We start from the raw sequence: 12225 nt of genomic DNA on the forward strand, positions 1-12225 counted from the left end.
TCGGTGAAAACGGCGTCCCGGTACTCGATCTCCTTGCGCCGTACGACCTCCAGGCCGTGCAGCATGACCTCGGTCCGGGCCCGGCCGTGGTGCTCGACGAAGGCGACCACGACATCGGTGCCGCGTTCCATGCGCCGGTGGGCCTCGGAGAGCATGGCGTAGGTCTTGCCCACTCCGGGGGCCGCCCCCATGTATATCCGCAAAGTCCCGCGTGCCATGGCTCCACGTTCCGCCTCGCGGCGCGCCCCTTCCGGACGCGCCCGACAGTAGGAATCCTATGGTCCCAGCTGCGGACAAATCGGGCGTCGTGTTCCCGTGCGGCGCACGTTGACGCGTCCTTGACGCCTCCGGGACGTGCCGTCACGGCGCGTCAGCGGAACTCGGCGAGCCGCGGCCGCAGTCCGAGCACGACCAGCCCGGCGGCGGCGCACAGGGCCCCGGCGAGGCCCAGGGGAAGCTGCAGCGCCCGGTCCGTGCCGTCGGAGGCGGCCTTCTCGTACGCGGCGACGTTGATGGCGATGACCTTCCCGAGCGCCCCGTCGAAGGCCGCGAAGTCGTGGTTCGACTCCCCCGGTGCGTGGCCGGTGCAGTAGGCGACGGCGGCGGGGAGCCGGCCGGCCCCGGCAAGGAGCCGTATCCTGCGGTCGTCCCGCTCGTACGCCTGGTAGCGGGCGAGGGCGCGCTCGGCGGCGGCGCGTTCCCCGGGGAAGGTGATGTTGCGGAACTCGTCGCCGAGGAAGCCGGTGAAGCGCACGTCCGCGGGATCGGCGCGGTAGGCGTCCACCGCACGGGAGAGGGCGGGGTCGTAGTCGTCGACGGAGGTGACGCCGGGCAGCCGCGCCAACCGCCGGCTCTTGTCGAGGAAGGCCTCCTCGTGCTCGGCGGCGTGCGCCCGGTCCAGGAGGTAGCGGGACTCGTCCGCGTTGGCGTCGTACGCCACCGCGCGGGCGCGGGTGAGGGCGAGGACGGAGTCGAAGGCGTCGCGACGGGCGGCCGTCAGGTCGTCCCGCTGGGCGCCCAGGCCCGCCGCACCGGCGGCCGTGGCGACGAGCACGATGAGCGTGGCGGCGGCGACCCCGGGGTTGAGGACACGCCGGAAGCGGGCGGCGAGGAACAGCTGGAGCGCCAGCAGGACCGCGAGCAGGAGCAGACCGGTGCACAGGACGCCGACGCGCACCGAAGAGGCGCGGTCGCGCGCGTCGCCGTAGGTGCGCTCGAAGGAGGCGTCGTTGGCCGTCACCAGGGCGTCGGCCTCGGGCAGCAGGCGGCTGCGCATCAGCCCGGAGGCGGAGCGGTAGGCGTCGACGGCGGCCCGGTCGGAGCGCTCGCCGAGGAGCAGCGCACGGGCGGCCCGCTCCTCGTAGCTGCCGAAGTCGCGGATCGCGGCGGCGACCTCCCGCTCGGCGGCGGGATCGCCGGCCGCCGCCTCGGCGAGGTCGCGGAGGTATCCGGCGGCCTCGGCGCGGCGCTGCTCGAAGATGCGCTCGGCGTCGCCGTTGCCGCGGGTCAGCAACCGGTTCGCGACCTGCGCGTCCATGTCGTTGAGCGCGAGGTACAGGCCCGCGGCGCTGGTGACCTGCGGCGCGGAGTGCGTGCGGATCGCCGACCAGGAGGTGTCCGCCCGGACGCCGCCCGCGAGGAGAGCCGCCGCCAGGGCGGCACACGCGGTGAGCGCCGTCGCCCGCAGCAGCCGCAGCCGGGCGGGCACGCTGCCGGGGCGGCCGCGCAGCGACGCCGTCGACGCGCGACGCGGCCGGCCCGGCGATCCCCCGCGGACGGGAGGCCGAGGCGGAACACGGTGCCGTCTCCCTGACCCGGAATCCCCACCACCGTCCGGTTCCGGACCGGGTGGCACCTGCCGCCGCTCCTCAGCGGTGACGGTGTGTACCATTCCGCAGCCCCCCTCCGCACCGTCGAGCGGCCTCCGCCGGCCTCCCTCCGTGCCCCCACTCTCTCCCCGGCGGGGGCGGGGTCCCGCCCGCGTTGGCGGCCTCCTGACGGCGAACGCCCGGAGCTTGACGCGTTCCTGACGCGGCACCGGGCCGCGGGCCCCGGCGGCGACGAGGAGGGCCACCACGACGGCCCGTGGCCGCCGCCACGGCCGGTCCCCGGGACGTGCTGAACCCCGTCCGGCAAGCGTGGTGCCGGACGGGGGCAGGGCGGCGGTGGGTCAGCCGGCCAGGGTCTTCAGCGCGACGTTGGGTTCCAGGACGATCTCGTTGGGCGTCCTCTGCCGGGTGGCACCCTCGACCAGGGCGATCATCCGGTCGATGAAGGTCTCACCGGGCTTCGTGGTGATGCGGACGACGATCCGGTCCGACAGCACCTTGGTGCCGCCGGTGACCGCCGACCGGTCACCGGCGGACTCCCGGATGACCGGGGCCGACTCCCCCGTCAGCGAGGACGGGGCTCATGCCCGGCCTCGGAACCCCTCGGGTCGGACGAGCGCCAGGACCAGGTAGCCCAGCAGGGCGACGGCGACGACGAGGCCGGCGATGTTCTCGGCGCTCACAGCTTCGCCACCCCTTTGGCGATGAGGGCCACCAGTGCGAAGACCGCGATCGTGGTGACCACGAAGGCCAGGTCGGCCATCGTGTGCTCCTAGGTCGGAATCGGACGTTGACCAGCCCGGGAAACCTCCGTTTCCGCACCTCGAACGCCCTGTTGAGGGCTTCCATACGGGCCCTCGCACCGCCTTGACGGAGCATTGGCGTCCCCCGCCATGACCTGCGAAGACGCCCGTGGGCCGACCTGTTCTCACAGGTCGGCCCACGGGCGTTCGGCGTGGGTGGGGCAGCCTTCGGGCCCCGGCGCTCAGTGCACCTCGGTGATCTCCGGTCCACGGCGCATGGGGTCGATGCCGTCGGAGAAGCGTCCGCCCTCCTCCTGGGAGATGCCCTCGGGCACCATCTGGGCGTCGTTCGGCAGCTTCAGCACGATCGGGTCGCGCGGCGCCATCGGCGACTCGCCGCGGACGACGACGGTGTCCCGGAAGATCTGCTCCAGCAGACCGGCGGTCTCGGGCTGGACGGCACCCTGCCCGGAGATGACGCCCCGCAGGAACCAGCGCGGGCCGTCACAGCCCACGAAGCGCACGACCTGGACGCCGTTGGCGCCGTTGGGCAGCTGCACCGGCACCTGGGCCCGCAGCTCCCAGCCGAGCGGGCCTTCGACCTCGTCGACGATGCCGCCCTGCTTGGTGATCCCGGACGCGATCTCGTCGCGGACCTCGCCCCAGATGCCCTCCGACTTGGGGGCGGCGAAGCCCTGCAGCTGGACGGCGCTCTCCCGCAGCACCACGGTCGCGGCGACGATGGACTCCCCGGCCACCTCGACGCGCAGTTCCATGCCCTGCACACCGGGCACGAAGAGACCGCCCAGGTCGACCCGGCCCTCGGCGGGCTCCCTGACCTCGCTCACGTCCCACGGGCCGTCCGGCCTCGGGGCGGGCGGAAGGTTGTACCGACGGGACTCCATGGAGTCGTCCGACTCCTCGGCGTCTTCGGCCAGCTCGTCAGGGCTCTCGGCCTCGAGCTCGTCGAGGGCGTCTCCGCGCTCCTTGCGACGACGACGGAACACGTCACTGTCCTTCCCGGTCAGCGATGACCGATGCGTATCCATTGCCGGACGGACCGACCGGCGAGCCATCCACCGCGGCATGACCCCCCGTGGAGCCGAAGCCCCCCGCCGCCCGCGCGGAATCGGGCAGCTCCGCCACCTCGTGGAAGCGGACCCGCTCGACCTGCTGGACGACCAGTTGGGCGATCCGGTCCCCTGCTGCGAACCGTACGCTCTCGCGCGGGTCCAGGTTGACCACGATCACCTTGATCTCCCCACGGTACCCGGCGTCAACCGTTCCCGGGGCATTCACGAGCGCCACTCCGCACCTCGCGGCGAGACCCGAGCGCGGATGCACGAACGCGGCGTACCCGTCGGGCAGGGCGATCGACACCCCCGTGGGCAGCACGGCTCGCTCGCCGGGAGCCAGTTCCGCCGCCTCCGTGGTGACGAGGTCGGCCCCGGCGTCGCCCGGGTGCCCGTACGAGGGAATCGGGACGTCCTGGTGCAAACGGCGGATCAGCACGTCGACCGGGGGGCGAGCGCCGCCGGTCACGGGTTCACCTCGAAGGCCCGCGCGACCTTGACCTGATCGGGGTCGGCCATCGCGGCCCGGATCTCCTCGGGGCGTCCGTTGTCGGTGAAGTGGTCGAGCTTGACCTCGATGAAGAGCGCGTCGGCGCGGACCGCGACCGGGCCGTCCGGGCCGCCGATCCGGCCGACCGCGCTGGAGTAGATCTTGCGCCCGGCGACGGCGGTGCAGCGGGCCTCCAGGTGGAGGGTGGCGCCGACCGGCACCGGCTGCACGAAGTCCGTCTCCAGGCGGCCGGTGACCGCGATGGTGCGCAGCAGCCAGGCGAGCGAGCCGAGCGTCTCGTCGAGCGCAGTGGCCAGCACGCCGCCGTGCGCCAGGCCGGGAGCGCCCTGGTGGGCGGGCTGGACCGTGAACTCGGCGGTCACGCTGACGCCCTCACCGGCCCTGGCCTCAAGGTGCAGCCCGTGCGGCTGGGCCCCGCCACAGCCGAAGCAGTGGTCGTAGTGCGCGCCCAGCGGTTCGCCGGGGGCGGGCGCGTCGGGGTGCCGCTCGGGCGCGACGGCGTCGCGGGGCGGTGTCAGGCCCGGGCGGTCCGGGCCGGCGTCGGTTGTAGCTCCACTCACGCGGGAGACCCTACCCTCCTGCGGGATCCTTTCCCGCCGCCCGGCCGTTGTCCTTCCGGCCCCGCGGCCTGCCCATCACCGGAGCACCATCCCCTTGGAGCACCACATGACCCCCAGGTCCGTCGTCGTCACAGGAGCCGGGTGCGGGATCGGCCTCGCCACGACCCTCGAGCTGGCCCATGCCGGTTTCGACGTCATCGGGACGGTACGGAGCGAGGACAAGGCCGGGGCGCTGCGGGAGGCGGTGGAGCGGAGCGGCGCGTCGGTGCGCACGGTGCTCCTGGACGTCACGGACGCCACGTCCTCCGTCCGGGCGTTCACCGAGATCGCCACGATGACCGACGGCGGCCCGTGGGCGGTGGTGAACAACGCGGGGATCGCCCAGCCCGGCGCGATCGAGGACGTCGACGACGAGCAGGTGCGCCAGCAACTGGAGACCAACCTGGTGGCCCCGGCGCGCATCGCCCGCCTGGTGCTGCCCACGATGCGGGCCCGGCGGGCGGGCCGGATCGTCAACATCTCCTCGATCTCCGGGCGGGTCTCGATGCCGCTGCTCGGCTGGTACTGCGCCAGCAAGCAGGGCCTGGAGGCGGTGACGGACGCGCTGCGGATGGAGGCCGCGCCCTTCGGGGTCAAGGTCGTGCTGGTGGAGCCGGGCTCGTACGCCACCGACATCTGGCAGCGCAGCGCGGGCCGGCTCCCCCGGGGCCGCAACTCGCCCTACCGCCACCAGTACGAGGCGGCGGAGGAGATGGTCAAGCGGGAGCTGCCGTCGCCTCGTCCGGTGGCCCGTACCGTCCTGAAGGCGCTGACGGCGCCGCGGCCGCTCCCCCGCTACCTGGTGGGCAACGACGCCCGGTCCTCGGCCGTCCTGGACGCGGCACTGCCGACGGCGGCGACCGACTGGGCCAAGCAGGTCGCCACAGGGCTGCGCCGCCCCCCGCGCGCGGCGCACGCGCTGACGAGGCTGCGGTCCCGGGGCGGGCGCTGAGCGGACGGCATGACAAGCTTGGTGTCATGACCGTTATGACCTATGAGGAGCGGCTGACCGCGCCGCGTTCGTGGTGGGCGCTCGCCGTCGGGGCGGGCGTGTCGCTGGCGCTGATCCTGCTGCCCTTCGGGCCCCTGGCGCTGCTCGGCGGGCTGGTGGGCGGCACGGCCGCGGGCGCGGCCCTGGTCAGCGCGTACGGCTCGCCGCGGCTGCGGGTGGTCGCCGGCTCGCTGGTGGCCGGGGACGCGAGGATCCCGGTGGCGGCGCTCGGCGAGGCCACGGTGCTGGACCGGGACGAGGCGCTGGCCTGGCGGTCGTACAAGGCCGATCCGCGGGCATTCATGCTGCTGCGCGCCTATGTGCCCACCGCGCTCAAGGTCGAGGTCACCGACCCCGAGGACCCGACGCCCTACCTGTACCTGTCGACCCGCTCGCCCGAGCGGCTCGCCGCGGCCCTGCGGGACCTGCGCGCCTGAGGGCGCGGGCGCCCCCTGTGCGGGGCGCCGGGGTCAGCCTCCGGGCTCCAGCCCGGGCAGGGGCTTCTCCTCCACGGACAGCAGGCCCCAGGGCACCTGGCGGGCCCGCAGGTCCTTGCGGATCTGCTCCGCGAGCTTTCTTGTGTCGCGCCGGTTCATCACGGCACCGACGGCCGCGCCGACCATGAACGGGGTCAGCGTCGGCAGATTGCGCATGGTGCGCTTCATGAGCTGCTGGCGCAGCTCGCGTTTCATCCTGCCGCCGAGGGCGATGTTCAGCGTGGACGGCTTGGAGAAGTCGATCCCGCGCCGCTCGGTCCATTCGGCGAGGTACATCACCGACCGCTGCCGCAGCGAGCCCGGGGCGCGCAGCCCGTAGACCTCGTGCAGCTCGGCGATGAGCTTGTACTCGACCAGGGCGACCCCGAGGGTCTCCGAGGCCAGCTCCGCCGGCATGGCCGGCGGGGTGGGCAGCATGGCGGCGGCACCGATGCCGGCGCCGACCGTCGCCGTGCCCATCGTGGCGGCGTTCACGAGCTTGTCGGCCAGTTCCTCGGGACCGAGCCCGGGGAACTGGCGGCGAAGCGTCTCCAGGTCCCTGACGGGGATCCTCGGGGCCGTTTCGATGAGCCCCTCGGCGAAGGTGTTCAGCGCCGCCTTGGCGCGCGCGCGTGCCCGTGCGGCACGGCCGGGGAGACGGGACGGGACGAGATCGCCCGCCGGCCCCTCCGATGCGCCCGCGAGCGAGGCCTCATGGCCTCGCTCGTCGTCGCTTTCCACGGTCCGGCTGTCCGTCAGGCCGCGCAGTCGCGGCAGATCGGGTTGCCGTTCTTCTCCGTGGCCAGCTGGCTGCGGTGGTGCACGAGGAAGCAGCTCATGCAGGTGAACTCGTCGGCCTGCCGGGGCAGCACCCGGACCGACAGCTCCTCGTTGGAGAGGTCGGCTCCGGGCAGCTCAAGGGACTCGGCCTGGTCGTACTCGTCGACGTCGACCGTGGAGGTCGACTTGTCGTTCCGCCTGGCCTTGAGTTCCTCGATGCTGTCCTCGTTGACGTCATCGTCGGTCTTGCGTGGGGTGTCGTAATCAGTAGCCATGTATCGCTCTCCCCCTCTGGGTGTCTGCGGTGTCTCCAGCGCACGTAACGCATGGGAGGCCGGTCTTGTGCCCGGCCCGAAGCGGAGATTTTGCCTTACATCAAGTGCCGTTACTCAATCGACACCCAACCGCACCCCCGAAGAGGTGATCCCATCCGCTGCCGGTCATGACCGGAAACGGCCCACTTGTCGCACCTTGCTCGCGCCTCCACGTGTACTTCCCGTGATCATGACCTGCGGAAACATGGATTTTCCGGTCTTTTCCCGGAGACAAACATCACGGAGAGTGCGCGTGGCCGGATTCGTATGTGCGATCGCTCACAGCATGCCCCGAGGGCACGCAGACCGCAAAATTCAGCGCAAAGCGAACACACTCCCGGGGGTGTCGTGGGACTGGTCACACGGGGATGACAACCCGCATGACCAGGCCACCTCCCTCTCGCGGGACCGCGGTGATCGTGCCGCCGTGAGCCCGGGCGACGGACTTGGCGATCGAGAGCCCGAGGCCGGCCCCCTTGTCGCTGCCCGTCCGCTCGGTGCCCAGCCTGCGGAACGGCTCGAACAGATTGTCGATCTCGTACGCGGGAACCACGGGCCCGGTGTTGACCACCGTCAGCACCGCGGCACCCGGCTCGACGCCGGTGGCGACCTCCACCCACCCCTTGTCGCGCACGTTGTACCTGACCGCGTTCTGCACCAGGTTCAGCGCGATGCGCTCCAGCAGCACCCCGTTGCCCTGCACGATGGCCTCGCCCAGCGTGCTGCGCAGCGCCACGCCCTTCGCGTCGGCCTCGCTGCGGGTCAGCTCCAGCGCCTGGGAGGCCGCCTCGGAGAGATCCACCGGCTTGCGGTCGACGATCTCGTTGTCGCTGCGGGCGAGCAGCAGCAGGCCCTCCACCAGTTGCTCGCTGCGCGTGTTGGTGGCGAGCAGGTTCTTCCCCAGCTGCTGCATGTCCGGGGAGGCGTTCGGGTCGGCGAGCTGGACCTCCAGCAGCGTGCGGGTGATCGCCAGCGGCGTTCTCAGCTCGTGGGAGGCGTTGGACACGAAGCGGCGCTGGGCGTCGAAGGACCGCTCCAGGCGCTCCAGCATGTCGTCGAAGGTGTCCGCCAGCTCCTTGAGCTCGTCGTCCGGGCCGGTCAGGTGGATCCGCTGGGTCAGGTCGGAGCTGACCACACCGCGGGCGGTGCGGGTGATCCGGCCGAGCGGCGCCAGCACACGGCCGGCCAGCAGGTAGCCGAAGGCGAAGGCGAGCACCGCCAGGCCGATCAGGGAGAACAGCGAGCGCTTCAGCAGGATGTTCAGGGCGTACTCGCGCTGCTCCGCCAGGCAGTGGACGTACGCCTTGTTGAAGACGTCGGGGTCCACCCCGCCGGTCGGCAGCTCACTGCACAGACCCGTGAGGGCCAGCCGCCCGGCGACCACGTGGAACTGCGCCTCGGTGCCCTGACGGATGGCCTGCGCCGCCAGCAGGTAGATGATCCACAGCAGTATCACTCCCGCGATCAGGAACATGCCGCCGTAGAGCAGCGTGAGCCTTATCCGGATCGTGGGGCGCAGCAGCGGCATGGGGCGCGAGCCGGCCGGCTTCGGGTCCCAGGTGGGCTTCGGCGGGACGGCCTGCGGGGCCGGCGGCGGGGTCGTCGGCGACGACGAGGGCGCGGGCACGGCGGATCAGATCCGGTAGCCGGAGCCGGGCACCGTGACGATCACCGCGGGCTCCCCGAGCTTGCGGCGCAGCGTCATGACGGTGACCCTCACGACGTTGGTGAAGGGGTCGGTGTTCTCGTCCCAGGCCTTCTCCAGCAGCTGCTCCGCGGAGACCACGGAGCCCTCGCTGCGCAGCAGGACCTCCAGCACGGCGAACTCCTTGGGTGCCAGATGGACCTGCCGGCCCTCACGGGTGACCTCGCGGCGGTTGGGGTCCAGCTTGATCCCGGAGCGCTCCAGCACGGGCGGCAGCGGCGCCGTCGTACGGCGTCCCAGGGCCCGCACCCGGGCGATGAGCTCGGTGAAGGCGAAGGGCTTGGGCAGGTAGTCGTCGGCGCCGAGCTCCAGGCCCTCGACGCGGTCGCTGACGTCGCCGGCCGCGGTGAGCATCAGGACACGGGTCGGCAGACCCAGCTCCACGAGTTTGCGGCACACGTCGTCCCCGTGGACGATGGGCAGGTCGCGGTCGAGGACGACGACGTCGTAGTCGTTGACCCCGATCCGCTCGAGCGCGGCACCGCCGTCGTAGACGACGTCGACGGCCATGGCCTCACGCCGAAGTCCGGTGGCTACCGCATCGGCGAGCAGCTGCTCGTCCTCGACGACCAGTACGCGCAAGGCGCTTGTCCTTCCCTGAGCACTTCTCAAAGAGCCGTGCACAGGAAGAGCCGTGTACAGGCCCCCTGCGCAGGCTGGATGTCCCTCCATCCTGCACCGGACGGCCGTAAAACAGGGGTAAGGGGAGCCTGAGCCGAATTCTTCGCGTCCCGGAGGTTTCCCCTCCGGCGGGCCTGGGGAGGACGACTGCACACCCCCGATCACGCCCGCAGGGCGTCCGCAGTCGTCCCGTGGCAGTAGCCGCTGTGTGATCCGTGGGGTCCCCGGACGAGACCTGTGCACGACCCCGCACATCCCTGTGTCAACCCACGACGACGAGGGGGCGCCATCTGATGGACGCATTCACCACTGGCATCCTGCAGCGCATACACAGCACCGAGTCAGACCTCCTCCGCGCCCGCGAGGACGGGGACGACTTCCTGGCCGAGGTCGAGGAGGCCGAACTGGCCGACCTGCGCCGCCTCGCCGCCGAGCACGGCGTCCAGGTGCTGCCCAAGATCGCCTGATCGACCCGGGCAGCCCTGCCGAACGCCGCGCCCCGGACACCTGGAAGGTGCCGGGGCGTTCCCCTGCCCGCCGCCCGGAGCAACCGGGCAGGCGGGCAGGCGTCTGCCGGGCGGGTCAGTCGTGCCAGGCCCCGAGCTCGTCGAGCAGCCGCTGCAGGGGCTCGAACAGCCCCGGCGCGGCCGTGACGGTCAGCTCCGTGGACTCGGGCACCCCGGGGCGGCCGCCGGTCAGGGCGCCGGCCTCGCGGGCGAAGAGGGCGCCCGCCGCGTAGTCCCAGGGGTTGAGGCCGCGCTCGTAGTAGCCGTTGAGCCGGCCGCAGCCCACGTCGCACAGGTCGATGGCGGCGGATCCCCCGCGGCGTATGTCCCGCACCTGCGGCACCAGCTCGCGCAGCACCCTGGCCTGGCCCTCGCGGCGCTCCTTGAGATAGCCGAAGCCGGTGCTGATCAGGGCCTGGTCCAGCGGGGGTGCCGGCCGGACCGTGGCCCGCCGGTCGTTGACCCACGCGCCCCGGCCCAGCACCGCGCGGTAGCTCTCGCCGCGCATCGGGGCCTCGACGACCCCGACGATCGTCTCTCCGTCCCGCTCGACAGCGATGCTCACTGCCCACGACGGTAGGCCGTAGAGGTAGTTCACGGTGCCGTCCAGCGGGTCGATGACCCACCGGACGCCGCTGGTGCCGGGGGTGCTGGCGCCCTCCTCGCCGAGGAGCCCGTCGTCCGGGCGGCGCTCGGCGATGAAGGAGGTGATCAGCTTCTCCGCGGCGATGTCCATCTCGGTGACGACGTCGATCGGAGTGCTCTTGGTGGCGGCCACGCCGAGGTCCGCCGGGCGGCCGTCGCGCAGCAGCGCGCCCGCCCTGCGGGCGGCCTCGAGGGCCACGGCCAGGAGTTCGTCCTTGAGGTGGTCGGTCACAGCACTCCTCGTGCGTCGGGGTACGTCGGTCACTCGGCGCCCGCGGCCGCGGGGCGAGGGGTGCGGGCCGGACAGCAGCCCACCGGGCACACGTCGTGGCTCGGCCCGAGCGCGCCCAGCGCGCAGCGCTCGGGGGCCAGGCCGCGCTCGGTGGCGGCGCGCTCCAGCACCAGCTCGCGCACAGCGGCGGCGAAGCGCGGGTCCGCGCCCACGGTGGCGGCGCGGGCGACGGGCAGGCCCAGCTCGGCGGCCTTGGCGGTCGCCTCGGTGTCGAGGTCGTACTTGACCTCCATGTGGTCGGAGACGAAGCCGATCGGCACCATGACCGCGGCAGGCGCGCCGGAGGCGTGCAGCTCCTCCAGGTGGTCGCAGATGTCGGGCTCAAGCCACGGGATGTGCGGGGCGCCGCTGCGGGACTGGTAGACCAGCTTCCAGGGGCGGTCGGTGCCGGTGGCCTCGCGGACGGCGTCGGCGATCACCCGCGCGGTGTCCAGGTGCTCGGCCACGTAGGCGCCGCCGGCTCCGTCCTCGGTGTGCGCCTCGGGCGGCCCGGAGGTGTCGGCGGCCGCGGTGGGGATGGAGTGGGTGGTGAACGCCAGGTGGGCGCCGTCTCGGACGTCCTCGGGCAGCTCGGCGAGGGCGGTCACCACCGCGTCGACCATGGGCCGGACGAAGCCGGGGTGGTTGAAGTAGTGCCGCAGCTTGTCCACCCGGGGCACCGGGCGTCCCTCGGCCTCGAGGGCGGCGAGGGAGTCGGCGAGGTTCTCGCGGTACTGCCGGCAGCCGGAGTACGAGGCGTACGCGCTGGTGGCCAGGACCAGGACGCGGCGGTGCCCGCCGTCGGCCAGCTCGCGCAGCGTGTCGGTCAGGTAGGGCGACCAATTGCGGTTGCCCCAGAAGACGGGCAGGTCGAGGCCGTGCTCGGCGAAGTCCTTGCGCAACGCCTCCAGCAGCTCGCGGTTCTGCGCGTTGATGGGGCTGACCCCGCCGAAGAGGAAGTAGTGCTGCCCCACCTCCTTCAGGCGCTCGCGGGGGATGCCACGGCCGCGCGTGACGTTCTCCAGGAACGGGACGACGTCGTCGGGCCCCTCCGGCCCCCCGAAGGACAGCAGGAGCAGTGCGTCGTACGGAGCGGCGGTGCCGGCCTCGGTGTGATCGGACATGCTCCGATCCTGCCACCCGGCGGTGACGGCCGAGGAA

14 protein-coding genes and 2 pseudogenes are annotated in these 12225 nt (G+C 72.6%); 3 read left to right on the forward strand and 13 right to left on the reverse strand.

The window, feature by feature from the left end; all coding sequences use genetic code 11:
- The 7 genes and pseudogenes from ACWDAS_RS21315 to ACWDAS_RS21345 form a co-directional block, all read right to left on the reverse strand.
- A pseudogene (locus tag ACWDAS_RS21315) lies at positions 1–218 on the reverse strand (sensor histidine kinase KdpD); the annotation flags it as partial.
- A gap of 152 nt (positions 219–370) precedes the next feature.
- A complete protein-coding gene (locus ACWDAS_RS21320) occupies positions 371–1708 on the reverse strand; it encodes a hypothetical protein (protein ID WP_450393054.1) in 1338 nt (445 codons plus the stop codon).
- Positions 1709–2179: 471 nt separating this feature from the next.
- Positions 2180–2404 (reverse strand): annotated as a pseudogene (locus ACWDAS_RS21325) (P-type ATPase); the annotation flags it as partial.
- A 6-nt stretch (positions 2405–2410) separates the two neighbouring features.
- Entirely contained in the window at positions 2411–2512 is a 102-nt protein-coding gene (gene kdpF / locus ACWDAS_RS21330) for a K(+)-transporting ATPase subunit F (protein ID WP_450393057.1), read from the reverse strand.
- Positions 2513–2814: 302 nt separating this feature from the next.
- Positions 2815–3579 carry a DUF3710 domain-containing protein gene (locus tag ACWDAS_RS21335; protein WP_450393060.1) on the reverse strand — a complete coding sequence of 255 codons (765 nt, stop codon included), beginning with the start codon at positions 3577–3579 and terminating at the stop codon, positions 2815–2817.
- Position 3580: 1 nt separating this feature from the next.
- Positions 3581–4114: a dUTP diphosphatase gene (dut, locus tag ACWDAS_RS21340; RefSeq protein WP_450393063.1), complete on the reverse strand. Its 534-nt coding sequence runs from the start codon at positions 4112–4114 to the stop codon at positions 3581–3583.
- Positions 4111–4716: a PaaI family thioesterase gene (locus ACWDAS_RS21345; protein ID WP_450393065.1), complete on the reverse strand. Its 606-nt coding sequence runs from the start codon at positions 4714–4716 to the stop codon at positions 4111–4113. The genes dut and ACWDAS_RS21345 overlap by 4 nt, the downstream gene beginning before the upstream one ends.
- A gap of 106 nt (positions 4717–4822) precedes the next feature.
- Here ACWDAS_RS21345 and ACWDAS_RS21350 point away from each other — a divergent pair, with 106 nt between their 5' ends.
- The gene (locus ACWDAS_RS21350; protein ID WP_450393068.1) at positions 4823–5707 is read left to right on the forward strand and encodes an SDR family oxidoreductase; all 885 of its coding nucleotides are present in this window, start codon (positions 4823–4825) and stop codon (positions 5705–5707) included.
- Between the two features lie 26 nt (positions 5708–5733).
- Entirely contained in the window at positions 5734–6183 is a 450-nt protein-coding gene (locus ACWDAS_RS21355) for a DUF3093 domain-containing protein (RefSeq protein ID WP_450393072.1), read from the forward strand.
- Between the two features lie 33 nt (positions 6184–6216).
- Here ACWDAS_RS21355 and ACWDAS_RS21360 read toward each other — a convergent pair whose 3' ends face one another.
- From ACWDAS_RS21360 to ACWDAS_RS21375, 4 genes are all read right to left on the reverse strand, one after another.
- Positions 6217–6963, reverse strand: coding sequence for a hypothetical protein (locus ACWDAS_RS21360; protein WP_450393074.1), 747 nt, complete (start codon positions 6961–6963; stop codon positions 6217–6219).
- A 14-nt stretch (positions 6964–6977) separates the two neighbouring features.
- Positions 6978–7277, reverse strand: a complete 300-nt coding sequence (locus ACWDAS_RS21365; protein ID WP_450393077.1) for a DUF4193 domain-containing protein — start codon at positions 7275–7277, stop codon at positions 6978–6980.
- Between the two features lie 397 nt (positions 7278–7674).
- Complete coding sequence (locus ACWDAS_RS21370) at positions 7675–8943, reverse strand: sensor histidine kinase (RefSeq protein WP_450393080.1); 1269 nt, start codon at positions 8941–8943, stop codon at positions 7675–7677.
- A 6-nt stretch (positions 8944–8949) separates the two neighbouring features.
- On the reverse strand, positions 8950–9603 hold the full coding sequence (locus ACWDAS_RS21375) for a response regulator transcription factor (RefSeq protein WP_450393082.1): 654 nt from the start codon (positions 9601–9603) through the stop codon (positions 8950–8952).
- A 332-nt stretch (positions 9604–9935) separates the two neighbouring features.
- Between ACWDAS_RS21375 and ACWDAS_RS21380 the strand changes: the two genes are divergently transcribed.
- Positions 9936–10109 carry a hypothetical protein gene (locus ACWDAS_RS21380; protein WP_319132283.1) on the forward strand — a complete coding sequence of 58 codons (174 nt, stop codon included), beginning with the start codon at positions 9936–9938 and terminating at the stop codon, positions 10107–10109.
- 115 nt (positions 10110–10224) lie between these two features.
- Here the strand turns inward: ACWDAS_RS21380 and ACWDAS_RS21385 are convergent, their stop codons facing one another.
- A complete protein-coding gene (locus ACWDAS_RS21385; RefSeq protein WP_450393085.1) occupies positions 10225–11025 on the reverse strand; it encodes an inositol monophosphatase family protein in 801 nt (266 codons plus the stop codon).
- A gap of 29 nt (positions 11026–11054) precedes the next feature.
- Complete coding sequence (locus ACWDAS_RS21390; RefSeq protein WP_450393088.1) at positions 11055–12188, reverse strand: ferrochelatase; 1134 nt, start codon at positions 12186–12188, stop codon at positions 11055–11057.
- Between the last annotated feature and the right edge of the window lie 37 nt (positions 12189–12225).

This window comes from Streptomyces sp. NPDC001070, from assembly GCF_053598835.1.

Coding starts and splice junctions, on each gene's coding strand:
- ACWDAS_RS21350 (WP_450393068.1), top strand. CDS start 4,823: ATGACCCCCAGGTCCGTCGTCGTCACAGGAGCCGGGTGCGGGATCGGC.
- ACWDAS_RS21355 (WP_450393072.1), top strand. CDS start 5,734: ATGACCGTTATGACCTATGAGGAGCGGCTGACCGCGCCGCGTTCGTGG.
- ACWDAS_RS21365 (WP_450393077.1), bottom strand. CDS start 7,277: ATGGCTACTGATTACGACACCCCACGCAAGACCGACGATGACGTCAAC.
- ACWDAS_RS21380 (WP_319132283.1), top strand. CDS start 9,936: ATGGACGCATTCACCACTGGCATCCTGCAGCGCATACACAGCACCGAG.
- ACWDAS_RS21390 (WP_450393088.1), bottom strand. CDS start 12,188: ATGTCCGATCACACCGAGGCCGGCACCGCCGCTCCGTACGACGCACTG.